Origin of the sequence: Superficieibacter sp., assembly GCF_032071645.1 — a bacterium.
Lineage (GTDB): Bacteria > Pseudomonadota > Gammaproteobacteria > Enterobacterales > Enterobacteriaceae > Superficieibacter.
Window position 1 is genome coordinate 25,511 of the sequence record NZ_DAMAPU010000010.1, and the last position, 23,080, is coordinate 48,590.

General features: G+C 52.5%; 26 protein-coding genes. 10 read left to right on the top strand and 16 right to left on the bottom strand.

Translation table 11 applies throughout. The features are described 5' to 3' along the window. Positions 1-185 precede the first annotated feature (185 nt). From proX to RT197_RS16540, 4 genes are all read right to left on the bottom strand, one after another. A complete protein-coding gene (proX, locus tag RT197_RS16525) occupies positions 186-1,181 on the bottom strand; it encodes a glycine betaine/L-proline ABC transporter substrate-binding protein ProX (RefSeq protein ID WP_312952240.1) in 996 nt (331 codons plus the stop codon). 65 nt (positions 1,182-1,246) lie between these two features. Beyond that, on the bottom strand, positions 1,247-2,335 hold the full coding sequence (proW, locus tag RT197_RS16530) for a glycine betaine/L-proline ABC transporter permease ProW (RefSeq protein ID WP_312952241.1): 1,089 nt from the start codon (positions 2,333-2,335) through the stop codon (positions 1,247-1,249). Next, entirely contained in the window at positions 2,328-3,530 is a 1,203-nt protein-coding gene (proV, locus tag RT197_RS16535; RefSeq protein WP_312952242.1) for a glycine betaine/L-proline ABC transporter ATP-binding protein ProV, read from the bottom strand. Before proV ends, proW begins: the two co-directional genes overlap by 8 nt. 364 nt (positions 3,531-3,894) lie before the next feature. Next, positions 3,895-4,902 (bottom strand): LacI family DNA-binding transcriptional regulator, encoded by a 1,008-nt coding sequence (locus RT197_RS16540; RefSeq protein WP_312952243.1) that lies wholly within the window; start codon positions 4,900-4,902, stop codon positions 3,895-3,897. Positions 4,903-5,090: 188 nt separating this feature from the next. On the opposite strand from RT197_RS16540, the gene RT197_RS16545 reads away from it, so the two are divergent. Next, entirely contained in the window at positions 5,091-6,185 is a 1,095-nt protein-coding gene (locus tag RT197_RS16545) for a cellulase family glycosylhydrolase (protein WP_312952244.1), read from the top strand. Between the two features lie 71 nt (positions 6,186-6,256). Beyond that, positions 6,257-7,618, top strand: coding sequence for an MFS transporter (locus RT197_RS16550; RefSeq protein WP_312952245.1), 1,362 nt, complete (start codon positions 6,257-6,259; stop codon positions 7,616-7,618). A gap of 46 nt (positions 7,619-7,664) precedes the next feature. Here the strand turns inward: RT197_RS16550 and nrdF are convergent, their stop codons facing one another. The 5 genes from nrdF to RT197_RS16575 all read right to left on the bottom strand — a co-directional run bounded on the left by nrdF (position 7,665) and on the right by RT197_RS16575 (position 11,992). Then, positions 7,665-8,627: a class 1b ribonucleoside-diphosphate reductase subunit beta gene (gene nrdF / locus RT197_RS16555; protein WP_312952246.1), complete on the bottom strand. Its 963-nt coding sequence runs from the start codon at positions 8,625-8,627 to the stop codon at positions 7,665-7,667. A 10-nt stretch (positions 8,628-8,637) separates the two neighbouring features. Next, a complete protein-coding gene (gene nrdE / locus RT197_RS16560; RefSeq protein ID WP_312952247.1) occupies positions 8,638-10,782 on the bottom strand; it encodes a class 1b ribonucleoside-diphosphate reductase subunit alpha in 2,145 nt (714 codons plus the stop codon). Next, positions 10,755-11,165 carry a class Ib ribonucleoside-diphosphate reductase assembly flavoprotein NrdI gene (nrdI, locus tag RT197_RS16565; RefSeq protein ID WP_312952248.1) on the bottom strand — a complete coding sequence of 137 codons (411 nt, stop codon included), beginning with the start codon at positions 11,163-11,165 and terminating at the stop codon, positions 10,755-10,757. Before nrdI ends, nrdE begins: the two co-directional genes overlap by 28 nt. Continuing rightward, positions 11,162-11,422 (bottom strand): glutaredoxin-like protein NrdH, encoded by a 261-nt coding sequence (gene nrdH, locus RT197_RS16570; RefSeq protein WP_312952249.1) that lies wholly within the window; start codon positions 11,420-11,422, stop codon positions 11,162-11,164. Before nrdH ends, nrdI begins: the two co-directional genes overlap by 4 nt. Before the next feature lie 240 nt (positions 11,423-11,662). Beyond that, positions 11,663-11,992 carry a DUF883 domain-containing protein gene (locus RT197_RS16575; protein ID WP_312952250.1) on the bottom strand — a complete coding sequence of 110 codons (330 nt, stop codon included), beginning with the start codon at positions 11,990-11,992 and terminating at the stop codon, positions 11,663-11,665. Between the two features lie 162 nt (positions 11,993-12,154). On the opposite strand from RT197_RS16575, the gene RT197_RS16580 reads away from it, so the two are divergent. Further along, positions 12,155-12,505 (top strand): DUF2002 family protein, encoded by a 351-nt coding sequence (locus RT197_RS16580; protein ID WP_312952251.1) that lies wholly within the window; start codon positions 12,155-12,157, stop codon positions 12,503-12,505. Positions 12,506-12,531: 26 nt separating this feature from the next. Here RT197_RS16580 and alaE read toward each other — a convergent pair whose 3' ends face one another. Together alaE and RT197_RS16590 are read right to left on the bottom strand one after the other, a co-directional pair. Next, positions 12,532-12,981: an L-alanine exporter AlaE gene (gene alaE / locus RT197_RS16585; protein ID WP_312952252.1), complete on the bottom strand. Its 450-nt coding sequence runs from the start codon at positions 12,979-12,981 to the stop codon at positions 12,532-12,534. Between the two features lie 724 nt (positions 12,982-13,705). Further along, the gene (locus tag RT197_RS16590; RefSeq protein ID WP_312952253.1) at positions 13,706-13,885 is read right to left on the bottom strand and encodes a hypothetical protein; all 180 of its coding nucleotides are present in this window, start codon (positions 13,883-13,885) and stop codon (positions 13,706-13,708) included. Between the two features lie 168 nt (positions 13,886-14,053). On the opposite strand from RT197_RS16590, the gene RT197_RS16595 reads away from it, so the two are divergent. Continuing rightward, on the top strand, positions 14,054-14,212 hold the full coding sequence (locus RT197_RS16595) for a YqaE/Pmp3 family membrane protein (protein WP_103678479.1): 159 nt from the start codon (positions 14,054-14,056) through the stop codon (positions 14,210-14,212). 36 nt (positions 14,213-14,248) lie between these two features. On the opposite strand, the gene RT197_RS16600 is transcribed toward RT197_RS16595, so the two are convergent. Continuing rightward, positions 14,249-14,785 carry a 2-oxo-tetronate isomerase gene (locus RT197_RS16600; protein ID WP_312952254.1) on the bottom strand — a complete coding sequence of 179 codons (537 nt, stop codon included), beginning with the start codon at positions 14,783-14,785 and terminating at the stop codon, positions 14,249-14,251. Positions 14,786-14,974: 189 nt separating this feature from the next. Here RT197_RS16600 and RT197_RS16605 point away from each other — a divergent pair, with 189 nt between their 5' ends. After that, positions 14,975-15,370 carry a YdeI family stress tolerance OB fold protein gene (locus tag RT197_RS16605; protein ID WP_312952255.1) on the top strand — a complete coding sequence of 132 codons (396 nt, stop codon included), beginning with the start codon at positions 14,975-14,977 and terminating at the stop codon, positions 15,368-15,370. 206 nt (positions 15,371-15,576) lie between these two features. Then, positions 15,577-16,017, top strand: a complete 441-nt coding sequence (lysM, locus tag RT197_RS16610; protein ID WP_312952256.1) for a peptidoglycan-binding protein LysM — start codon at positions 15,577-15,579, stop codon at positions 16,015-16,017. 266 nt (positions 16,018-16,283) lie between these two features. Here the strand turns inward: lysM and RT197_RS16615 are convergent, their stop codons facing one another. From RT197_RS16615 to RT197_RS16625, 3 genes are all read right to left on the bottom strand, one after another. Continuing rightward, positions 16,284-18,257, bottom strand: a complete 1,974-nt coding sequence (locus RT197_RS16615; RefSeq protein WP_312952257.1) for a PhoX family phosphatase — start codon at positions 18,255-18,257, stop codon at positions 16,284-16,286. Between the two features lie 136 nt (positions 18,258-18,393). Then, positions 18,394-18,714: a hypothetical protein gene (locus RT197_RS16620; protein WP_312952258.1), complete on the bottom strand. Its 321-nt coding sequence runs from the start codon at positions 18,712-18,714 to the stop codon at positions 18,394-18,396. A 21-nt stretch (positions 18,715-18,735) separates the two neighbouring features. Continuing rightward, positions 18,736-19,440, bottom strand: a complete 705-nt coding sequence (locus RT197_RS16625) for an SDR family oxidoreductase (RefSeq protein ID WP_312952259.1) — start codon at positions 19,438-19,440, stop codon at positions 18,736-18,738. Positions 19,441-19,811: 371 nt separating this feature from the next. Between RT197_RS16625 and RT197_RS16630 the strand changes: the two genes are divergently transcribed. The 4 genes from RT197_RS16630 (at position 19,812) to RT197_RS16645 (ending at position 22,167) form a co-directional block, all read left to right on the top strand. Beyond that, on the top strand, positions 19,812-20,018 hold the full coding sequence (locus tag RT197_RS16630; RefSeq protein WP_312952260.1) for an SDR family oxidoreductase: 207 nt from the start codon (positions 19,812-19,814) through the stop codon (positions 20,016-20,018). Positions 20,019-20,396: 378 nt separating this feature from the next. Then, positions 20,397-21,059 carry a TetR/AcrR family transcriptional regulator gene (locus RT197_RS16635; RefSeq protein WP_312952261.1) on the top strand — a complete coding sequence of 221 codons (663 nt, stop codon included), beginning with the start codon at positions 20,397-20,399 and terminating at the stop codon, positions 21,057-21,059. Continuing rightward, on the top strand, positions 21,052-21,408 hold the full coding sequence (locus RT197_RS16640; RefSeq protein ID WP_312952262.1) for a DoxX family protein: 357 nt from the start codon (positions 21,052-21,054) through the stop codon (positions 21,406-21,408). Before RT197_RS16635 ends, RT197_RS16640 begins: the two co-directional genes overlap by 8 nt. 33 nt (positions 21,409-21,441) lie before the next feature. Next, positions 21,442-22,167, top strand: coding sequence for an SDR family NAD(P)-dependent oxidoreductase (locus RT197_RS16645; protein WP_312952263.1), 726 nt, complete (start codon positions 21,442-21,444; stop codon positions 22,165-22,167). A gap of 421 nt (positions 22,168-22,588) precedes the next feature. Here RT197_RS16645 and RT197_RS16650 read toward each other — a convergent pair whose 3' ends face one another. Continuing rightward, complete coding sequence (locus RT197_RS16650) at positions 22,589-22,909, bottom strand: hypothetical protein (protein ID WP_312952264.1); 321 nt, start codon at positions 22,907-22,909, stop codon at positions 22,589-22,591. Between the last annotated feature and the right edge of the window lie 171 nt (positions 22,910-23,080).

The following is a 23,080-nucleotide window of genomic DNA, read 5'->3' on the forward strand; positions in this document are numbered from 1 at the left end:
TCCCCGGCCCTCTCCCGGCGGGAGAGGGAGTGGTTAGTGCCACGGGCAGAGTGATAGGGATTACCCGGCCTGAGGGTGGCGACCAACCCAATGACCACGCCAGGCAGTCCCCTCTCCCTTGAGGGAGAGGGTTAGGGAGAGGGGGAGAGTACAAGCCACGGCATCCTCCCAATCCCCTATAAATATTACTTCTGCGCGGCCAGCGCTTCTTTCACCCAGCCGTCAAACTGCTGCTGGTGGGCTTTGATCCAGCCGTCAACGTGACCCTGCACATCCGCTTCTGATGATTTGCCGTTATGCATCATCGCATTCTGCGCGTTGATATCCGCCAGGGGCAGTTTCATCAGCGAGAACAGTTTCGCCGCCGCCGGGTTTTTCTCCGCCCAGGCTTTGTTCGCCACGATATGCATGGTATTCACCGGGAAGCCGTAGTTCGCGCCATTCGGCAGTTTGGTATCAATCCCTTTCTGTTCGCCCGGCAGGGAGGAGAACGGGACCTGCAACCAGACCACATCTTTGCCCGGTTTCATCACATCGCTCACCCAGTACGGCGTCCAGGTGTAGTACAGAATCGGTTTGCCTTCTTTAAAGCGGGTGATGGTATCTGCCATCATCGCTGAGTAGTTACCGTGGCTCACGTTAACGGTCTTCGCCAGATCGAACGCTTCGTTCTGGTGATTAATCACCGCTTCACAGCCCCAGCCCGGTGAGCAGCCCATCATGTCAGCTTTACCGTCGCCGTTGGTGTCAAAAATTTTGGCGATTTTCGGATCTTTAAGCTGGGCAATATTGGTGATTTTGTACTGTTCAGCCGTTTTTCGGTCGATCAGATAACCCTGCGCCGCACCGTTAACAAAAACGCCTTCGCGGTAGAATTTCTTATCACCGCCAGCGGCAGCGTACATATCGTCATGCAGTGGCTGCCAGTTTACGGCGGTGAAAGTGGCATCGCCGGAGGCAATCGAGGTATAGCCGACGTTGTAATCAACTTCGCTGGGCTTACTGACGGTGTAGCCCAGTTTTTCCAGCGCACGACTGACCAGCAGCGTCTGGAATGACTCTTCAGAAATGGTGCTCTGGACCGGCTGAACCGTAATGCCTTTCCCCGGCAGATCGGCAGCAAACGTGCTGGTGGAAACAAGGGTGGCGAAGGCTGTGGCAAAAATCATGCTATGTCGCATCGTTGTTCCTTTTTGATTAAGTGAGGTATTTCAGGCCCGGCGTTGCCGCCGGGCAAATGACATCGTTATTTGATGAAAGGACGGGTGACGACACCCAGCGGGCCGGTGGCATACCAGCGACGGTTACCACGGCTGCGTGAATCGCGGCCGACGGCCTGGGTCAGGCGGTCAAGGATGATGGCGAGGATCACGATCCCGACGCCGCCAACCGTGGCCAGACCCATATCAAGACGGCCAATGCCGCGCAGTACCATCTGACCCAGACCACCTACGGCGATCATCGAGGCGATCACCACCATCGACAGCGCCAGCATCAGGGTCTGGTTGACGCCTGCCATAATGGTCGGCATCGCCAGCGGGAGCTGAACTTTAAACAGCATCTGATGCGGGCTGGCCCCAAAGGAACGCGAAGCCTCGATCAGATCCGCCGGCACCTGGTTTATCCCCAGAATGGTCAGGCGCACAATGGGCGGCAGGGCGAAGATGATAGTGACCACCACGCCCGGCACGTTACCGATCCCGAACAGCATGACGATCGGCACCAGGTACACAAACGCTGGCGTAGTCTGCATCGCATCCAGCAACGGACGAATAATCTTCGCCGCCCGTGGACTGCGCGCCAGCCAGATCCCCAGCGGTAGCCCAAGCACCACGCAGAACAGCAGGGCGGTCAGCACCAGCGCTAACGTGATCATCGCCTGCGACCACGCGCCAATCGCGCCAATGGCGATAAGCGAAATCAGCGTGGCAACGCCCATGCCGAGGCCGGAAATCTGCCAGGCAATCAGGGTGAAGACAATAATCGCCACCGGCGCGGGCATCCCCAGCAGCAGTTGCTGGAAGCCGTTGAGGATGTAATCCACCGGCACACGAATGCCCTGGAATACCGGGCGGAAGTGGACGACCACCCAGTCGATGCCCTGTGTTACCCAGCTATCAAGCGGGATCAGCGTCTTATGGAACGGGTCCATAATGTTGAAATGTTCCGGTGCAGGTGCCGGCGCGCTATTGAGCCAGTCGGCGCTACCGCCGCCGTCCGCAGGGGCACCGGTCGGTGAACCCCATGCATCAGCGGACTGTGCCGCGCTGTCGGTCGCCTGTGCCGCGCTGTCGGCGGCAGGTGCGGTATCCCACGGATTTGATTGATCAGCCATTGTTAGCCCCCTCGCGATCTAAAGACTGGAGCAGCATCCGTTTTGAGATGATGCCAAGGTACTGTTGCTCTTCATCCACCACCGGTACGGCACAGGGTGCCTGACCGACGTGAGAGAGCAACTCGCTGAGCGGCGTTTGCGCATCCACCGCAAGCGGGGAGTCGATTAACGCCGTGTCGATCCCCTGCTGCTGGCGTAATGCCGTTTTCAGCGAATCGATGGAGACAATGCCAACAAATTTATTGCCGCGTTCAATCACATAGCCATATTCCCGGTCTTCATCCTCCAGTAATTTGAGTGCCGAACGGGGGCCAAAACCAGGCGTTCTGCGAATCAAACCAACCGGGCTACGACGGGCAATATCTTTCGCGCTGAATACCTGACTAATATCCACGCCACGGAAGAAGGTGCGCACATAATCATTCGCCGGATTATTCAGAATTTCATCCGGCGTGCCGACCTGGATCACTTCGCCATTTTGCATAATGGCAATCCGGTCGCCAATTCGCATCGCTTCATCAAGATCGTGGGAAATAAAGACGATAGTCCGTTGATGTTTCGCCTGTAATTTCACCAGCTCATCCTGCATTTCGGTACGAATTAGCGGGTCAAGTGCAGAGAAAGCTTCATCCATTAACAGAATATCAGGATTGATAGCCAGCGCGCGGGCCAGGCCGACACGCTGACGCATCCCGCCGGAAAGCTCATCCGGGTAGCCATGCGCGTAGTTTTCCAGCCCCACCTGACGCAGCGCGTCCAGCGCTTTCTCCTGGCGCTCCTGCGCACCCAGACCCGCCAGCTCCATACCAAAAGCGGTATTATCGAGCACGGTCATGTGCGGCATCAGCGCGAACGACTGGAATACCATCGCAATTTTCTTCCTGCGCACCTCGCGGAGTTCGGCATCAGAGATTTTGGCGATATCGACGCCGTCAATCAGCACCTGTCCACGGGTGGGTTCAATCAGGCGATTGAGAAGGCGTACCATTGTGGATTTACCCGATCCGGATAATCCCATGATGACAAATATCTCGCCTTCTTCAATGGCCAGATTAGCGTCTTTAACGCCAAGCGATAGCCCCGTTTTTTCCAGAATTTGCTCTTTCGAAAGTCCTTTTTCGATGTATTTGAATGCACGCTGGGGATGCTCACCAAATACTTTGTATAGATTCTTAACTTCTAATTTAATTGCCATGCAATAAAAGGATTCCCGTTATTTAATTTTGTCGATTTGCTACCTGTAAGAAATAATCACCGCAATATACCCTAGCACACTGAGAATCTGTGACAACCCTCTCGCTGCGCCTGGCACGGATATTGCGTGGTCAGGATCGGCGGGATGTTCCCGTGATATAAGGGCTGAGAGCTAATTGAATAAAAGTGATATTTTTTGCGATCCACAGCAAAATCGCGCCTGAAATCGGATGATTCAAACGAAAGGGGACAACAATATGTACTGTATCGCAAACTGAAATATTTGTGTGATAATTCTGCAGTCTTTGAGAAATATCCGGGCAGGCTTCATGGAAATATAACCTGCCGAATAATTGAGAATGTTCTTAACGTCGGGTGGAATCGCGCACCATCAGTTTACCCGCCATGGTCACCTGTGTCGCCGCGTCTTCCCCGTCGCACAGATACTCAACCGCCAGACGGCCTAACTCCGCGTAGGGGAGCTGCACGCTGGTCAACTGGGGGATCACCTGGCTGGCAAAACGCTGGTCGTCGTAGCCTGCCACCAGCACGTCCTGGGGAATGTTTATCTGCAATTCTGCCAGCGCCTGATAGCAGCCTAATACCATCCAGTCGCTGGCGCAGAAAATCGCTTCCGGCGGCGTGGAGGCCGTCATTAACTGACGGGTGGCGCGATGCGTTTCGTCTATTCTCCAGTTGGTGCTGACCACCAGCGCCGGATCGAACGGGATGCCAGCCTGGGCCAGCGCATCTTTATACCCTTCCAGGCGGTGATGGGTGGCGTCCATCCAGTATTCGCCGGTGATATGCGCGATCCTGCGCGCCCCCTGAGCGATAAGATGCCCGGTGATTTGCCGCGCGTTGGCGTAATCGTTAGGAAGAAAAGTGGGAAGCAGCGGATAATTTTTGTCGTAAACGTTCAGCAGCACCAGCGGCACAGAAGTGCGTTGATCAAACAGGGAAAAATTAATGGCGCTGGTGACGGGGGAGGCAAGAATAATCCCGGCGCAGCCGCGTTGCGTGAGCTGGCGAATGATGTCCAGGGCGACGTCAACATCATCGCTGTAATCATACAGCGTCAACAAGACATCATTGCGCCAGGCGGCATCGCGAGCCTGGTTAAGCGCGTCAACGAAGGGATCGTAGCCGGGCATGGAGTTGATCAAAATGGCGATCCCTTCCTGACCTTCATGCTGATGCGGCGACGGGATTTTTTTGTAGCCCAGTTTTTGCGCCGTCTCGATCACCCGCTGGCGCGTTTCGTCGCTCAGCTTGATCGCCTGGGAATTATTCAGCACTAACGACACCGTTGCCTGGGAAACGCCCGCTTCACGAGCAATGTCGGTCATCGTGATTTTCTCTTTCTTTTTCATCCTGTTCGCCAGTGTTTACCTCTGCTTTGGGCACTATACCACAGCGTAGTGACGGCGGCGGGGCGCGGGGAGTTATAGCGAAAAATTGTGATCCACGTTGTAAATATTTTAGCCACCGCTTGCGATGGCGCGCCTTCAGTAATAATTATTAGCTAATATTTATTACGTAACCTACTGAAGGAAAAAATATGCGCCAACAATGGAGTCAGGAACAGGCAAACCGCTGGTATCAACAGCAGGGGTGGATGTGCGGCTTTAACTATCTGCCCCGCACCGCCATTAACTGGACGGATATCTGGCAGGCGGAAACCTTTGATGCGCCGACCATCAAACAGGAGCTGGGCTGGGCGGCGGACGTCGGCTACAACACTCTGCGAATCAACCTGCCGTTTATCGTCTGGCAGCATGACCGCGACGGCCTGATTGACCGCATCAATACTTTTTTGACTATCGCGGCAAAACGGGGCTTTCGTACCATGCTGACGCTGATGGACGACTGCGGATTCTCCGGCGACGAGCCTTATCTCGGTCCGCAAAAAGCGCCGATCCCCGGCAAACACAACAGCCAGGCGGCCGCCAGTCCGGGACGCGATAAAGTCTGCGATTATGCAGTATGGCCGGAAATCGAGCGCTACGTGCGCGACATTATTGGTACCTTCCGCAACGATGAGCGTATTTTCGTCTGGGATTTATATAACGAGCCGGGCAACCGTGGCACCTTCGCCAGCGGGATTGAAGAAGTGCTGTACGATGAAAAACTGGAACGCTTCGCGCTGGAGCTGATGACCAAAACTTTTGCATGGGCGCGGGACGAAGATCCCTCCCAGCCGCTGACCGTCGGCGCATGGCATCTGCCGCTCGACCCGGATCAGCCGGACGAAACGCTGTATGACCACCCCATCGATCGGGCGGCGCTGGCGCTTTCCGACGTGATAAGTTTTCACGCTTATATCGGCACGGCAAAAATGGTGCGGGTAATTCGTTACGTAGAGCAGTTCGGCCGTCCGCTGTTTTGCACCGAGTGGCTGGCGCGCCAGGTTGGTGGGACGTTTGAAGGGCAACTGCCGCTGATGCATGGCTGCAATGTGGTGCCCTATCAGTGGGGGCTGGTGCGCGGTAAAACCCAAACCTACATGCCGTGGCCGATCTTTGTAAAAGAGCGTCGGGATTATTCGCACTTGTGGTTCCACGATGTGTTTGATGAGCACGGCATTCCGTTCTGCAAAGCGGAAATGGATCTGGTATCACGTCTTTCCCGCATTGGTCTGCATCCACGTTTCTGACGGCATTAAGAAAAAATAATATTTCATATTAATACTCCCCGGTATTTCTACCGGGGCAGTAAGGAGTTTCTATGTCTACGGCAATAAAGATACCTCAAAAAGAGTTATGGTCTTATTTCGGTTACGGCGTAGGTCAATGTTTTAGCTTTGGATTGGTTGGCTCATTTATTAATTACTTTTATACGGATGTGATGGGCATTTCGGCGCTGGCAGCCAGTACTATATTTCTGATTGCCAGAGCCTGGGACGCCATTCACGATCCGTTAATTGCCAGTGTTATGGACACGCTGAACAGTCGTTTCGGTAAATTTCGTCATTTCATGCTCATCGCGCCATTCTTAATCACCATCATGACGCTGGCCTCTTTTTATAATATTGATGCGCCGGTCAGCACCAAAATAATTTACGCTGGCGTGACCTATATTTTGTGGGGCACGCTGTACGCGATATCTGACATCCCTTTCTGGTCAGTCTCATCGGTGATGAGCAATGAACCGCGCGAGCGAACTAAGGCGGTGACGGCAGCGGTGCTGGGCGTTAATGCGGGTTGCGCGTGTGCCAATATTTTCTTTCCCCGCCTGACGGCATTTTTCGCCCCGTACTCGACCGATCACGGCTATTTTCTGGCGGTGCTGGTGATGATGATCATTGGCATGTTATTAATGCTTAATGGCTTCTTTAACGTTAAGGAGCGCGTGCCGCCCAGCGCCGAAAAAGTCACTATGCGTGACACCTTTCGTAATCTCTGGCATAACAAGCCGTTGTTTATTGTATTAGCATCTTTCTTTTGCTGTATTTTGCACAATATGGCAAACGGGATTTATATCTACTTTTTTATTTATAATATTGGCAACGTAGGGCTTCAGGCAGTCATCGGGGTTATAGGTATGGTGGCAGCGCTTGCCTGTTTATTCGCACCGGTATTAACCCGCCATTATAAGAAGCGCACGCTGTTTCTGGTGATTTGTGCACTGGATGTGGTGGTGCGGATTATATTGTGGTTCAGTGGCTATCACAGCCTGACGCTGTTGTTTATTCTGCTGGGACTTAGCGCACTCTTTATGACCATGAACGGGGTTTTTACCTCTGCGATGATCGTCGATACCATTGAGTATGCGGAATATCACACCCATAAACGCTGTGCAGCGATTACTTTTTCCGGGCAAACCTTTACCGGCAAAATGTCAGTGGCGGTCGGCGGCGGGTTGATTGGCGTTTATCTGACGCTGATTGATTATGTTCCACAGGCGGCTACGCAAACCCCGGCGGTACTGAGCGGCCTGTTTTTTGGCATTAGTTTGCTACCGGCGGTGGGATCGGTACTGCGGATGATCATCATGTGGTTTTTTGATTTCACGGAAGACAAACATGCTGAAATTAATCGCCTGCTGGCCGAGCGCCGGGCGGCGCAGCCGGTAGTGAATACACCGTAATAACAATTTGCTGCCGGGTAAGATGACGTGCCCGGCAGCCCTGGGATCAGAAATTCCAGTCTTCGTCTTCAGTTTCCACCGCTTTGCCCATCACATAAGACGAGCCGGAGCCGGAGAAGAAATCGTGGTTTTCATCGGCATTCGGCGACAGCGCCGCGAGGATCGCCGGATTCACTTCCGCCATCTCCGGCGGGAACAGCGGTTCGTAGCCCAGATTCATCAGCGCTTTGTTGGCGTTGTAGCACAGAAACGCCTGCACATCGTCCTCCCACCCGGTCCCGGCATACAGATCCAGCGTGTACGCCAGTTCGTTATCATAGAGATCCATCAGCAAATCAAGGGCGAAGTTTTTCAGCGCTTCACGTTCCCCGGTACTGACTTTTTCCAGCCCTTTCTGATACTTATAGCCGATGTAGTAACCGTGAACGGCTTCATCACGAATAATCAGCCGGATCAGGTCGGCGGTATTGGTCAGTTTACCCCGGCTGGAGAAATACATCGGCAGCCAGAAGCCGGAATAAAACAGGAACGACTCCAGGAAGACGCTGGCGATTTTCTTTTTCAGCGGTTCGTCAGCGTGATAATGGGCCAGAATAAGCTGGGCTTTACGCTGTAGCGGGGCGTTTTCTTCGCTCCACAGATAGGCCGCGTCAACGTCCCGCGTCTGACACAGCGTCGAGAAAATCGAGCTGTATGAGCGGGCGTGAACCGCCTCCATAAAGCTGACGTTCGACAGCACCGCCTCTTCGTGTGGCGTCAGGGCATCGGCCATCAGCGCGGGCGCACCGACGGTATTCTGGATGGTGTCCAGCAGCGTCAGGCCGGTAAACACGCGGATGGTCAACTGCTGCTCCGTCGGATTCAGGCTTTGCCACGCCGGAATATCGTTGGACAGCGGCACTTTCTCCGGCAGCCAGAAGTTGCTGGTCAGACGGTTCCACACTTCAAGATCTTTATCGTCCTGGAGTTTATTCCAGTTCACGGCGCTGACGCGCGACAGGCGGCTCATCCCTTTCTCCTTACAGTGCGCATGATACGCAGCCTTCAATTTCGGTGCCTTCCAGCGCAAGCTGGCGCAGGCGAATGTAGTACAGCGTTTTGATGCCTTTCTTCCACGCGTAAATCTGCGCTTTGTTGATATCGCGGGTGGTGGCGGTGTCCGGGAAGAACAGCGTCAGCGACAGCCCCTGATCGACGTGGCGGGTGGCTTCGGCATAGGTATCAATAATTTTTTCCGGGCCGATTTCATAGGCATCCTGAAACAGCGCCAGATTCTCGTTGGTCATAAACGGGGCAGGGTAATACACGCGCCCGGTTTTGCCCTCTTTGCGGATTTCAATCTTCGACACAATCGGGTGAATGCTTGAGGTCGCATGATTGATATAGGAAATAGAACCGGTCGGCGGCACCGCCTGCAAATTCTGGTTATAAATGCCGTAGCGCATGACGTCATCGCGCAGTTGCTGCCACATTTCGCGCGTCGGCAGGGTGATACCGGCACGGGCAAAGAGTTCGCGGACTTTAGCGGTTTCAGGCTGCCACTCGCCTTCCAGATACTGGCGGAAATAGTCGCCGCTGGCGTAGCGTGAATTCTCAAACCCGGCGAAACGCTGATTGCGCTCGCGGGCCAGCATCATGGACGTATTCAGCGCGTGCCAGGTAATGGTGTAGAAATAGAAGTTGGTAAAATCCAGTCCCTCCGGCGACCCGTAGGCGATGCCCTCGCGCGCCAGATAGCCGTGCAGATTCATCTGTCCCAGGCCGATAGCGTGCGACGCCTGGTTGCCTGCCGCCACCGACGGCACCGAGCGGATGTGGCTCATGTCGGAAACGGCGGTCAGGCCGCGCACTGCCGCCTCCACGGTACGGCCAAAATCCGGCGAATCCATGGTGTGCGCAATATTCAGCGAGCCGAGATTACAGGAGATATCGTGCCCGGTGCGGGCGTAGTCCAGATTTTCGTCGTAGGTGGACGCGCTGTTCACCTGCAAAATCTCCGAGCACAGGTTGCTCATATTAATGCGCCCGGCAATCGGATTCGCGCGGTTCACCGTGTCTTCAAACATAATGTACGGGTAGCCGGACTCAAACTGGATCTCCGCCAGCGTCTGGAAAAAATCGCGGGCGTTAATGTAGGTTTTACGGATGCGCGGATCGGCGACCATTTCGTCATACAGCTCGCTGACCGCAATATCGCCAAACGGCTTCGCGTAAATGCGCTCCACGTCATACGGTGAAAACAGCGCCATCTGCGCGTTCTCTTTCGCCAGCCGGAAGGTGACATCCGGGATCACCACGCCAAGCGAGAGCGTTTTGATGCGGATTTTTTCGTCGGCGTTTTCCCGTTTGGTATCCAGAAAACGCTGAATATCCGGGTGATGGGCGTGCAGATACACCGCGCCCGCCCCCTGACGTGCGCCAAGCTGGTTGGCGTAGGAAAACGCATCTTCCAGCATTTTCATTACCGGGATCACCCCGGAAGACTGGTTTTCGATGCGCTTAATTGGCGCGCCCACTTCGCGCAGGTTGGAGAGCAGAAACGCTACGCCGCCGCCGCGTTTGGAGAGCTGGAGCGCCGAGTTTACCGCACGGCCAATCGACTCCATATTATCTTCAATGCGCAGCAGGAAGCAGGAAACCAGCTCGCCGCGCTGCTGTTTGCCGCAGTTAAGGAACGTCGGCGTCGCGGGCTGAAAGCGTCCGGCCAGCATCTCATCGGTCAGTTGCTGCGCCAGCGCAGTATCGCCCTGCGCCAGGGTCAGCGCCACCATCGTCACGCGGTCTTCAAAGTGTTCAAGGTAGCGTTTGCCGTCGAAGGTTTTCAGCGTGTAGCTGGTGTAATACTTCCACGCGCCGAGGAAAGTCTGGAAGCGAAAACCGCTGGCGTGGGCGTGAGCAAACAGATCCACCACGAAAGCGCGGTCGTAACGGGCCAGTACGCTTTGGTCGTAATATCCTTCGCTAACCAGCCAGTCGAGCCGGGCATCCTGATTCGGGAACGAAACGGTATTCGGCACAACGTGCGCGGCAAAAAACGCCTCCACCGCCTGATGATCTTTTTCAAACTGGATGCGGCCGTCTTTGTCGTACAGATTCAGCATCGCATTGAGCGCATGGTGATCCGGTCCGGCCTGCGCTACACGTTCTGCGGTTGTCGTTGCCAAAATTCGCTCACTCCTTTTCGCACATTGTCGATATCACGCTGGGTGCCCATCAGCTCAAAACGGTAGAGCCAGGGAACATTGCACTTCTGCGCTACCACGTCCCCGGCGCGACCATAGGCCTCGCCGAAGTTGCGGTTGCCGGAAGCGATGACCCCACGGATCAGCGCACGGTTATGTTGATCGTTTAAAAATCGAATCACCTGACGCGGTACGGCGCCAGCGGTGCCACCGCCGCCATAGCTCGGCACAATCAGAATATAGGGTTCGTCCACCCGGATCCGTTCACGCTCATTCAGCGGAATGCGAATCGCAGGCAGCCCCAGCCGCTCAATAAAGCGCTGCGTGTTTTCTGAGCTGCTGGAGAAGTAGACGAGGGTGCTCATGCGCGGGCAGCAATGGGATCGGCGCTTAAGCGGTTAATCATATCCGGGCGGAAACCGGACCAGCGGGTTTCCCCGGCAATCACCACCGGTAACTGGCGGAAGCCTTGCGCGCGCAGAGTCTCAATTTCTTCCGGCTGAACGTCAAGATTGACCATTTCAAAAGCCAGCCCGCGACTTTCCATCGCCCGTTTAGTGGCATGGCACTGAACGCAATCATTTCGAGTGTAAATAATAATGCTCATGATTCGTATTTCCATTTAGAATGAGAGTGGCGGCGCAGGATGTGCGTCGGAATATGTGTTGCTCTATAAGATGAGATACTAGATGTAGAGAACTAAAAGTTCAACCATACAAGATATAGTATTTTTAGATAAGTTTTGCCTGGCTAATGAACGTAGCGTGGGAGAGGGCGCTGTGACTGGTCTGCGCAAAACGAAGGGGGTTAAAAAAAGAAAACCCCCGCAGGCGCGAGGGTTTTGGTCAAACCGGATTGCTGATTAACGGCGACGCAGGCTTAGCAGTGCGCCGACGAAAATACCTACCGCAGCGGCAGAGCCGACGCTGCACCACGGCTTATCACGGACAAACGATTCTGCGCAACCGATGGCATCGCGGGCGGCCTGACCTGTACGGGTCCGGCCCTGAGCGCGCGCACGCGTCTCTTTCAGCAGCGCTTTCGCTTTACGACGCGCTTCTTCCGCTTCACCTTTGGCATCGCTGCCCCAGGATTTCAGTACCGACTCCAGGCTATCCGCTAATTGGTTAACGTCATTCTGGATATCCTGCACGCCATCATCTACATCGTTACGGTTCGGTCGATTAAACATAGGATCCTCCATTGATTTCGATGTGGGTTTAAGTGTAGACCAGCTTTTTTCACCCTGAAATCAAACGCAGCGCGAAAGACGCTTTTATGGACTTTTCTGAAAGCGAGGACAATGCTGAATACGTTAAGGTTGCGATGCAGTAAAAGATAACGAGGAAAAATTATGTATTTACGACCCGATGAGGTGGCACGCGTTCTTGAGAGAATGGGCTTTACAATGGATGTGGTGACGCAAAAAACCTATGGTTATCAGCGCGGCGATGACTACGTGTATGTCAATCGCGAAGCGCGGATGGGCCGAACGGCGCTGATTGTTCATCCGACCCTGAAAGAACGCTGCATGTCGCTTGCGGATCCGGCCTCGGATATAAAAACCTGCGATCATTATCAGCAATTTCCACTGTATCTGGCAGGCACCCGTCATGAACACTACGGTATTCCTCACGGTTTCAGTTCGCGAATGGCGCTTGAGCGTTTTGTGAAGGGCGTATTCGGGGATTATCAGGTGAACTAACGACCGGCAGCGCCGGTCGTCTCACGTCAGGCTTTTGCCTGCTGGCAGGCACTCACGCGGAACAGGCGGCGACAGTAATCAAGGAAGTAGCCGTATACCGCCCCCATCAGCATGGATATCACGATATTCGAACTCACGGCCGCCACAATTTGCGGCCAGCCAGCGCCAACGGTCAGCAAAATCGCGATATAGACCGGCGACTGAAACGTCACGTAGGCCAGAATATCCGCCAGATTTCTTATCCATCCCGCCGGACTTATCCGCCGCATAGCGCGCACCACGGCATCACGATAAAACCCGTATGGCCAGGCAATGATAATGTTTACCGGAATCGCGACCAGCCGCGATGAAAGCGACTGCTCAAACGTCATTCCAGAGAGGAATATCTCGATCAGCATGTTCACAATGGAACAGTAGACAACCATCGCGAAGGTGTCTGCAACCGCGTGACGCAGGCGTGACTGCGCAGAGAACATCTGTCGGCTCCTGAAAAAGTAGGGGATAAATAGGGTAAACGGGCTTCATCGCAGCGTTTTACGATGCATGACGCTTTGGATATAGATTATCTGCCTGGTTATAAACTCACAACTAGTGAAATATTTTTATTTATTGCTTTTATTTGGATAAATCGCTTTGCGGGTGTGCGTTTTTTGTTCGTTTCGCTATTTTCGTTGCTTCAGGTTTATAAAGTTATTTAAATCAATGTGTTAATTAGAATTCATTAATATTATTGATGAGAAGCGGCAGGTTCTGTTTCACATTTTTTAGCACAGGATCGCGGGCGGACGGGTAAAACCCAGGGCAAAGCATTTTTCATGCGTGCTTTGCGTTTTTACCAGAGGAAAATGCTAGCAAAGGTAACGGATAGCTATGCAGGCAAACTGCATGAAAAAACGGCGGCGGGGACGTTTTAGCCGCCGTAAACGGTCGGTGCCGCCGGGGGCGGGCCTGGCGGGTTCCTCAAATTCACGTCACATTCTCCGCAGGGGCATGTGCGCCAGCAATATTTTGTTCAGGTAGAAGATCTGGCGCTGGGGGCGGAAATCGGCGCGTTATTGAATGAGTCCCTGTCTGTGCACCCGGAACGACCAGTCAGTACCTTCAGGGTGCAGCGACGGTCAGCGTGCGTTGTAAAGGCAGCAACAACAGAGCGGGGAGGGAATGTATGAATGCGTCGTGCGGGCAGGTTCCTGCTGGTTTTCAGCACACGCCAAAATCACCGTCTTCAGTATAAAGTACAACGTCAGCGGCCTTCAGCGTTACCTTACTACCCTGCTCATTACTGGCCGGGACGGCAACAATCTGGTCTTCGTGAACTTCTATCACTTTTAATTTTTGTCCGCCAATGCGCGGCTGAACAATATCGCCGATTGAGAACATACTTACTCTCCATTTTTGCTTTATATCCGTGTAAACATTAGCACAGGAAAGTCAGGAAGGTAAAAGAGGGTAAAAAGACGAAGCGCTGCTGGCGGCTTTGACTACACTGTCTACTCTTAGAGACAAATCTCTTTTTTTACAATGATCTACTTTTTATAGGGAGTATTTATGGGTTTCTGGCGCGTAGTGATTACGATTATTCTTCCCCCGTTGGGCGTGCTGATTGGCAAAGGTTTTGGCTGGGCCTTCCTGCTCAATATCATCCTGACGCTGCTGGGTTATATTCCGGGGCTTATTCACGCTTTCTGGGTACAGACACGTAACTAATATTGGCTCTCCGGGCGCTTTCCCGGAGAGTTTCCCTTAGCGCGCCTCCAGTTGCACCAGCAGGCGAGCTAAGGCAAATTTCACTGCCTCATGAATGACCTCTTCACATTCCCCGCTAAACTGATGCGATTCGCTGAATACCGGCTGGTCGAGCACTGACCAGGCAAACCAGATAAAACCGGCGGGCGTGCCGTCAGGGCCATCTTCCGGCCCGGCGTAACCGCTGACGGAAACCGCCAACTCTTCGCCGGAGATTTTCCTGGCTCCCAGCGCCATTTCCTCAACCGTTTGTTGACTGACCGCAGTATGTTCCGCCAGCGTTTGCGGGCGCACATGCAGCAATTTTATTTTTGCTTCGTCGGTAAAGGTGACAAACCCGCAGCCGTAAAATTCCGGGGTATCTTCAGCAGCGCAAAGCGTGGTGGCAATTTGCCCCCCGGTACAGGATTCGGCGGTGGTCAGGCGTAATTTTTTTTGGCTAAGCAGATTTCCCAGGCGGTCGGCGATTTGCTCCACGCTAAGCTGGAAAACATCATTTTGTGCAGTGTCAGGGGTGTTTACGGAATTATTCATTATAACCTTCATTGTTCCCGGTTAAATTCAGATTAACCATAAGCTATGGATAAATATAGTTCAGCAGAGGCCCGGAGGAATAAAAAACGCTTTGCCGCTTCGTTTACCAGCCGGGGCAGGCCGCATGTTGCAAGAATGACGGTTGGCTGCCAGGCTTAATTCTTAAGACCTGTAACCGGAGAGGCTCGGATGAATAAAAAAGCGATCTTAATTCTTCTCGGCTCGCTGCTGAGCGTGGGCGCTCATGCTGAGGAAAAGGGTGGCCTGAAACCGGGTGACGCACCGCCGCCGCCGCACGCCATCGATGACGGCTACCGGGGAGTGGAAGATGCCCGTATTTCAACCATTGAAAAAGCGAAAGAGATGCATGACGGCGCATCGGTTTCTTTCCGGGGTAATCTGGTGAAAAAGACCGGTGAAGATCGCTTCCTGTTCCGTGATAAAAGTGGCGAGATAGACGTGCAAATTCCGCCCAGCGTATTTGACGGGCGCGAGGTCAAACCGGATCATCTGTTGACGCTAAGCGGCAGCCTGGATAAAAAACAGAAACCCGCAATAGTACGCGTAAGCCATCTGGAAAAATAGCCGGGCGCGGCGGCAAATAATGTTGCTGCACCTCATGCTTTACGTATTGGATATATTCTTCTTTATAAGAATAATCTTTATAAGAATAAACTGATAAAAAATCGGATAAAGCCAATTATAACTTTAAATCACAACGGTATCAGCGCCGATAAATAAATATCGTCTGCTACACTTTGATCGTATTCACTGCATATAACGAGGTAAAAATGGGACTGTTTAATTTTGTAAAAGATGCTGGCGAGAAACTCTGGGATGCGGTATCGGGTCATCATGACGATCAGGCAAAAAAAGTGCAGGAACACCTGAGCAAAACCGGGATCCCGGATGCCGATAAAATTAATGTGCAGATTGCCGATGGCAAAGCAACCGTGACCGGCGACGGTCTGAGCCAGGAAGCGAAAGAGAAGCTGCTGGTGGCCGTGGGGAACATTGCCGGGATCGCCAGCGTTGACGATCAGGTCAAAACCTCCGCTCCGGCGCAGGAAAGCAAATTCTACACCGTAAAATCCGGCGATACCCTAAGTGCCATTTCTAAACAGGTTTATGGTGACGCCAACCAGTACAATAAGATTTTTGAAGCCAATAAACCGATGCTGAAAAGCCCGGAAAAAATTTACCCGGGTCAGGTACTGCGTATTCCGCAATAAAATTAGCCGGTTAAATGCCCGTCTACACTGATTCGGCTTGCAGGAAAGCCAACGTACCTGCGACCTGAATTATGACGAGCATGATATGGCCCCGCTGCGTCGGGGCCATATTTGTTTTTGCGGTTCGGGGTGTTGTGCCCTGGCGGATCGGCATGAGTTCCTTCAGGAGAGGGGGAAAATGGCGTTTCCCTGTTACCTGTTAAAGGAAAGTCGCTCAGCCTGTCTCCGGTCGGTTCCCTCTCCCCGAGCAAAAACCCGCATCAGACCTACAACCCAATCACATCGCCATCGGCGCGGGTGATCACCACCGTTGACGAGCGCGGGCGACCGTCAGGGTTGGCATCCGGCCAGTTTGATACCGCGCGTGGATTTGCCGGATCGGTTACGTCCTCGCCGCCTTCGCCGGGATGCTGAATATTAATAAACAGCGTGCGGTTATCCGGGGTGAAGGCAATGCCGGTGATCTCGCAGCCGCGCGGTCCGGTCAGGAAACGGCGGTATTCATTGGTACCAGGAATGGTTGCCACCATCTGGTTATTGCCCATTCCGGCGTAATCTTTCTGGTTGATAGTGCTGGAAGAGACGTCGGTCTGGATCCACAGCACGCCACGATGGTCGAATGATAATCCATCCGGGCTGCCAAACTCCGCGCCCTGCATCGAGCCTTTGGCTTTAGCATCGGTACTGTCGGTGCGACCGGCCAGCACCAGGATATCCCATTTGAAGCGCGTGGCTGCCGGATCGCCGTTTTCTTCATTCCAGTGCATGATATGGCCGAACAAATTGGCGGCGCGCGGGTTGGCGGCATCCGTCGGCGCTTTGCCTTCCATCCCGCGATCGCTGTTGTTGGTCAGCGTGCAGTAGACGCTGCCCGCGCTGTGCGGATCGACGGCGATCCATTCCGGCCGGTCCATTTTAGTGGCACCCACCGCATCGGCAGCCAGACGGGTTTTGATCAGCAGATCGCCCTGATTCTCAAAGCCTTTACTCTGATCCAGCCCGTTCTCACCAAACACCAGCGGTAGCCATTCACCGCTACCGTCTTCATTGAACTTTGCGACATACAGCGTGCCGGACTCCAGCAGCTGCATCCCGGTTTCGCGATTACCGGCGGCATATTTTTCATTCGAAATGAATTTATAGATGTACTCGAACTTCTGATCGTCGCCCATATACACCACCACGCGCCGATCGGCCGCCAGTGTCACTGCCGCGCCCTCGTGTTTAAAGCGGCCCAGTGCGGTGTGTTTACGCGGGGTGGAGGTGGGATCGTAAGGGTCGATCTCCACCACCCAGCCAAAGCGATTGGGTTCGTTCGGCGTTTTATCGACGCTGAAACGCTCATCCACTTCATTCCAGCGGTAGGAAGCATCGCTGTCGCTTATGCCGTAGCGTTTTTCCAGCGCGTTGCGCTCCGCTTTTTTCACAAAAATATCGGACCAGTTTTCTTCGCAGGTGAGGTAGGTTCCCCACGGTGTAAAACCGTTAGCGCAGTTCTGCATGGTGCCGAGCACCGTTTCTCCCTGCGGGTCGGCGGCGGTTTTCATCAGATCCTGATGACGCGCCGGGCCGGTTAACTGCATCGGCGTATTAACGGTGATCCGCCGGGCATAGCGGGAAGGGCGCACCACCTGCCAGTCGTTGCCGGTTTTTTTCACCTCAATCACCGATACGCCCATCGCGTTCTGTCCTTTGAGGGCTTTATCCCGACTCCAGTTAGCCACGCCGTCTTTGAACAGCATCCCGTTATCAATATATTCATGATTCAGCGCCAGCAGGCCGTGCGCGGGATTATCTTCCCCGCGCGGCAGGCTGAACCAGGCCATTCCGTCATGATGCATTCCCGCCTGCGCGGCCTGCTCTTCGGTGGTATTGCTGGCATCCGCTTTAAACGCCGGCAGATTGCCTTTCAGCCCGACAGCATCACCCCAGCGGTAGAAGGGGCGCGCAATATAGCCTTCCGGCACGATCACGGTATCGTCGGTTGATAGCGGAATACTGCTAAATCCCAGCGACACCGCTTTTGCCAGCGGGGAAGGGCGGGTCAAAGCGGCGAAGGCATTTTCCGGGTGCAGAAGCGCCGGGAACGAGACGGCGGCACCGGCCACCGCACCCATCTGCAAAAAACGGCGGCGGGAGAGGAACACGCTGGCGACTTCTGAGAACGCCGGGTTAGCGCTGGGGTTACTGATCTCTTCACTGTGTTCTTGTTTGAATACGGATTTTAACGGTCTGCTCATAGCGGCTTCCTGTCGATTTGCAATAAAGACACAAGATGCGGCTATGGTAGAAAATATTTGTTACAGATTTATAACATCTGGCGAGAGTTTACGCGGTGGGATAAGCGGAGCCTCGCTGGTGAGACTCCGCCGGGGATTAGCGTTTAAGATTAAATAACGTATCGGCTTCAGCGATCTGCGCCTTTTTCGACGCGCGATGCCACAGGCACAGCTCACGCCCGCGCTGTTTTTTCATCTGCGGCTGCGGATAGCGCCCGCCGATCGCCAGCGCGGAGTAGCCCACGCTATCATCAAACATCATGATCTCACTGATTACCGTCGGGTTCTTAAGCTGGCTGGCCTTCAGGCATGCCGCCTTCATCGCTTTGGCATCCTCCGCCCACGCCTCATCTGAACTGGCAAGGGTGGCAGAACTGAAGGTCAGCGCGGCAGTCAGCAGAAGCAGATTTTTTAGCATCGGTTGATTCCTCATCGCGTTTTACACCGCGCGCGTCAGGCCGCCGTCAACGCGGATACTCTGGTTAGTGATATACGCCGCCCCCTCGGAGGCGAGGAACGCGATCGTCGCGGCAACCTCTTCCGCCCGGCCATAGCGCCCCAGCGGCACGCTCTCCCGACGCTCTTCGGTGCCCGGCAGACTGTCGATCCAGCCGGGCAGCACGTTATTAATGCGGATATTGTCGGCGGCATAGGTATCAGCATACAGCTTCACAAACGAAGCCAGCCCCGCGCGCGCCACGGCGGAGGTCGGAAACAGCGAGGTTGGCTCAAAGGTCCAGGCGCTGGAGATATTAATAATCGCCCCGGATTTTTGTTTTTGCATAATCGGCGTGACCAGACGCACGGCGCGGATCACGTTCAGCAGATAGACATCGATGCCCTTGTGCCACTCTTCATCGGTCAGCTCCAGCAGCGGCTTGCGCGGCCCGTGCCCGGCGCTGTTCACCAGCACATCGATCCTTCCCCAGCGCTCTACCGCGCCATTGACCAGCCGCTGCAAATCCGCACTGGACTCATTCGACCCGGTGACGCCAAAGCCGCCCAGTTCCTGCGCCAGCGCCTCGCCTTTACCGGAGGAGGAGAGGATAGCGACCTTAAACCCGTCCTGCGCCAGACGACGCGCGGCCGCCGCCCCCATGCCGCTACCCCCGGCGATAATGACAGCAACTTTTTGTGATGACATCAGGAAGATCCTTATCGGTTGGAATAAAAATAGTGAGTGTTTACAGATTATTATAGGAGGGATTTTTGGGGCGGTGAGGGAATACAGGCGTTGCGCGTGTCGATATCCCTGTTGCGAATCGGGAATATTCAAAGAGGACGTTAATCTGAAGGCTGGAATATGCCTGACTTACTCCTGTTGATATTAACAGGTGGGAGTGCGCATTTTAATTAAGGCACAGACCGCCTGGTTTTTAGCGGCCCGCATTATTCAAAGCTGTAAACCTGGGAGCCTTTATTTTCCATGCAGCGTATGACGTTGGTCTCGATGTGCTGCATATTTCATTGTCAACGTTCTGAGCCAGCACGAAAGTCTGTTGTCGAGGTTTAGCTGTGCGTCTCGATCTTACCCCGATGGTAGCATCAGAGCTACCTGAAGATATCGTCAACGCGCTCGCTTCACATTCATTATTACGACGCAATGGTGTACCTGATGACATTTCAGGGACAGTTGCGTGGCTACTTTCTGATGATGCCAGTTATGTTACAGGACAGGAAATTATGGTGGATGGCGGTTTCATTATGGGTGGAATGAGGTAATAGCTTTTACACCAGCCCGCCAGGCGCTGGCTGGATGCTATCTGGCGGGACGGCCTACGTTATAACAAGGCAGAGGGCATGCCTGGTGACTTCTTCATCAGGCGGTGGGATAGCTAAAGTTGTTTGATGAGCTTGCGCAGGGGCAGACAGCGAGAGTCCATTGAGGGTATGGACTGAAGAATATTGAAGCCTTGCATCTCTTGTCAGCAAAGAAAGCCAGACGTATCCCATACCTCACAAAACTACTTAGACGTCACTGGAAGGATCGCCCCCAGCATAGTCGCGTTAAACAGACATTGCTTCTTTCACTTTACTCATTAAAAGGAATTTTGGTATGGTATGTTACCGTACCATTAATCATAAAGGTTATGTTCATTTATGAGAAAAATCGAAACATTACGCTCAATTTCCCCAGGACAAGCATTGGGCCCTAAAGGAAAGGAACGCCTCAAAAAGCTTACCGACTCAGCAACAAAGCTCTTTCTTGAACACGGATATGAAGCAGCCTCTATGGATACCCTGATCCAAGAGGTCGGTGGATCACGACGTAATATTTATTCACATTTTGGCGGTAAAGAGGGACTATTTTCTGCAGTTATAACTGAAGAATGCAAAAAGCTGGCGGCCCCTCTTGAATCATTGGTCCTGTCGGATACATGCATTAGATCAACATTGGAAAAATTCGGGCATGAACTCCTTCGCATTATTAAACAACCCCGGACGCTCGAACTACACCGCCTTATGATTGCTGAAGGTAAACGTTTCCCACATCTTTCTCGCGCAATCTGGCTCGCTGGTCATCATAATGCCAAGCAGATACTTGAAACATGGATCAAACGCCAACAGGATCAAGGCAAACTGCGTGAAGATCTTGATGCATCAGCTTTATCCTATGCGTTCATTAATACAGTTACTGCAACCACACAAATGCAGATGTTAACTGGCGGATATTTAACCACTGAAGAGCAAGATAACAGCACTGTTACTATGGGAGTAATGCTATTCCTGTCAGCCACAATTAAGGATACGGACAATGGGTAAGATAAGTGCAAAGCAGCTGCTTGCTTATGCTTTAGTCGTGTTTTTTATAATTGGTGCAACTGGTAATATCATTGCGCCAAAAACCATTATGGATGATTACGCCAGATGGGGCTATCCACAGTGGTTTCATTTTATAACGGGATTCCTTGAACTGGCGGCGGCCATCCTGATGTTAAGGAAAGCCAGTCGGTTAGCCGGAAGTATTATTGCTGTAGGTATTATGTCTTCAGCCATTATTACTGTTGTTTATCACAGTGAATATTCACATATGATTGCACCATCCATTGTCCTGATATTATTAATTATATCTATTTATCTTCATCGAAAAAAATTGACCAAAGAGTCGTGAGCATTTTATTACGCAAAACTAAATGGAGATATCATGAATAATAATCAACCCATCGCACTCGTTAGCGGCGCAACCAGAGGTATTGGAAGAGCAATAGCACAGGGACTTGCTCAACAAGGCGTCAAAGTTCTGCTGGGCGCTCGTAACTTACAGACTGGGCATGAGATTGCCAATAGTATCCTTACACAGAATATTTCTGTAGAGGCAGTTCATTTGGATACTACCCGTCAGACAACCATTGATAATCTTGTTTCGCTTATCCATAAAAAATACGGACATCTGGATATTTTGGTCAATAATGCGGGTATCAGTCTGGATTTCTATCCTGATATCCCCTTAAGAGAGAAACTGTCCAGGACGTTTGAAACTAATGTGGTGGGCACTGCTGCGTTGACGGACGCGATGATTCCATTGCTTGAAAAGTCTGAGCATCCGCGAATTGTCAATGTATCCTCTGTTCTTTCTTCTTTTACAAAACGTACCCAATCTGACTGGATGTATGCTGACGTGTATATGCCAACATATCAGGCATCAAAAGCGGCGCTGAATGCTTTAACTCTCAGTTATGCAAAGCAACTCGCCGAACGCAATATTAAGGTAAATGCAATTTGCCCGGGCTTGACTGCAACAGATGCAACGAATCATTACGGCGACAGATCTCCTGAAATGGCAGCAAAGATAGCAATAAAGTTTGCATTACTGGAAGATAGCGGGCCAACCGGTTTCTTCGCGAATGAAAGTGGTGCTCTTGCCTGGTAATGATATTCAGGGTTAAGCAACGGCTCCCAAATAATTATTTCTCTATGTTTCGATAACATAGATGTGCCGTTCCCTGATGATTAACACACTCCTGCGTTTGCAAAGCCCACTTTCTGGTACAAAGTAGCCATTAAGTGGGTATTCGTTGTCTGTCAGGAGCGAGGAAACGATCTCTGGTTTTAGCCTGCGCCTGCATGATGATCATGTTCGCTCTCTGATATGATCTATAAAAATTTGAAGTTGACCCAATGCCATGATATTCCACCGCTGCAATTCTTGAATGACAAAAGATTACTGTAAATTGCCAGAATGACGGTCAGAAGGTGCGTGGAATAAAGTGTCTTAGCCTGGCATCAATCGCATTCAAAACGCTAAAACAAACCCAGCATCATTAACCATGAAAAATACTGGAGGACAAACACTATAAGGATTTTACTGTGATAACTGCAGAGAGAAGTACGTCTATGAAGACCAGTTCGAAGAGCACCAGAATCAATAACCTTTCGACTTTCCTTAGACCGGGATATGAAAAGATTACATAACCCGCACTAAATGCTGTGAATATCATCCCCAGCGTAGAAGCCAATAACAAACCCCAGAAGATGATCGGATGCCAGTCAGGTCCTTTTACTTCCTGTTGTCTTAGAACCGCCACCATCACTACAGAATGTAAAATTCCCAGGGCTATCAAGCCAGACGTTTCATTTGCGATTTTGCAGTAGGAGGATAGAAGCTTCTTCATAACAAACATTTTACCGGTAGTTGATACAACTATTAATTAAATCAGAGTTGCTCGCACTTTGCCGTAATTTTTCTTCAGAAAGAGAACATCCAGAGGTGATATGCATTGTCGATAAAACCTTAAGTCAGAAGCAGTTCTTCGAGGAAAAGCCCATCACCATCATGCAGCGTT

Excerpts from the sequence above, each read along its gene's own strand:
- proX (WP_312952240.1), bottom strand. The coding sequence starts at position 1,181 with ATGCGACATAGCATGATTTTTGCCACAGCCTTCGCCACCCTTGTTTCC.
- proW (WP_312952241.1), bottom strand. The coding sequence starts at position 2,335 with ATGGCTGATCAATCAAATCCGTGGGATACCGCACCTGCCGCCGACAGC.
- proV (WP_312952242.1), bottom strand. The coding sequence starts at position 3,530 with ATGGCAATTAAATTAGAAGTTAAGAATCTATACAAAGTATTTGGTGAG.
- RT197_RS16540 (WP_312952243.1), bottom strand. The coding sequence starts at position 4,902 with ATGAAAAAGAAAGAGAAAATCACGATGACCGACATTGCTCGTGAAGCG.
- RT197_RS16545 (WP_312952244.1), top strand. The coding sequence starts at position 5,091 with ATGCGCCAACAATGGAGTCAGGAACAGGCAAACCGCTGGTATCAACAG.
- RT197_RS16550 (WP_312952245.1), top strand. The coding sequence starts at position 6,257 with ATGTCTACGGCAATAAAGATACCTCAAAAAGAGTTATGGTCTTATTTC.
- nrdF (WP_312952246.1), bottom strand. The coding sequence starts at position 8,627 with ATGAGCCGCCTGTCGCGCGTCAGCGCCGTGAACTGGAATAAACTCCAG.
- nrdI (WP_312952248.1), bottom strand. The coding sequence starts at position 11,165 with ATGAGCACCCTCGTCTACTTCTCCAGCAGCTCAGAAAACACGCAGCGC.
- nrdH (WP_312952249.1), bottom strand. The coding sequence starts at position 11,422 with ATGGAAATACGAATCATGAGCATTATTATTTACACTCGAAATGATTGC.
- RT197_RS16575 (WP_312952250.1), bottom strand. The coding sequence starts at position 11,992 with ATGTTTAATCGACCGAACCGTAACGATGTAGATGATGGCGTGCAGGAT.
- RT197_RS16580 (WP_312952251.1), top strand. The coding sequence starts at position 12,155 with ATGTATTTACGACCCGATGAGGTGGCACGCGTTCTTGAGAGAATGGGC.
- alaE (WP_312952252.1), bottom strand. The coding sequence starts at position 12,981 with ATGTTCTCTGCGCAGTCACGCCTGCGTCACGCGGTTGCAGACACCTTC.
- RT197_RS16590 (WP_312952253.1), bottom strand. The coding sequence starts at position 13,885 with ATGTTCTCAATCGGCGATATTGTTCAGCCGCGCATTGGCGGACAAAAA.
- RT197_RS16595 (WP_103678479.1), top strand. The coding sequence starts at position 14,054 with ATGGGTTTCTGGCGCGTAGTGATTACGATTATTCTTCCCCCGTTGGGC.
- RT197_RS16600 (WP_312952254.1), bottom strand. The coding sequence starts at position 14,785 with ATGAATAATTCCGTAAACACCCCTGACACTGCACAAAATGATGTTTTC.
- RT197_RS16605 (WP_312952255.1), top strand. The coding sequence starts at position 14,975 with ATGAATAAAAAAGCGATCTTAATTCTTCTCGGCTCGCTGCTGAGCGTG.
- lysM (WP_312952256.1), top strand. The coding sequence starts at position 15,577 with ATGGGACTGTTTAATTTTGTAAAAGATGCTGGCGAGAAACTCTGGGAT.
- RT197_RS16615 (WP_312952257.1), bottom strand. The coding sequence starts at position 18,257 with ATGAGCAGACCGTTAAAATCCGTATTCAAACAAGAACACAGTGAAGAG.
- RT197_RS16620 (WP_312952258.1), bottom strand. The coding sequence starts at position 18,714 with ATGCTAAAAAATCTGCTTCTGCTGACTGCCGCGCTGACCTTCAGTTCT.
- RT197_RS16625 (WP_312952259.1), bottom strand. The coding sequence starts at position 19,440 with ATGTCATCACAAAAAGTTGCTGTCATTATCGCCGGGGGTAGCGGCATG.
- RT197_RS16635 (WP_312952261.1), top strand. The coding sequence starts at position 20,397 with ATGAGAAAAATCGAAACATTACGCTCAATTTCCCCAGGACAAGCATTG.
- RT197_RS16640 (WP_312952262.1), top strand. The coding sequence starts at position 21,052 with ATGGGTAAGATAAGTGCAAAGCAGCTGCTTGCTTATGCTTTAGTCGTG.
- RT197_RS16645 (WP_312952263.1), top strand. The coding sequence starts at position 21,442 with ATGAATAATAATCAACCCATCGCACTCGTTAGCGGCGCAACCAGAGGT.
- RT197_RS16650 (WP_312952264.1), bottom strand. The coding sequence starts at position 22,909 with ATGAAGAAGCTTCTATCCTCCTACTGCAAAATCGCAAATGAAACGTCT.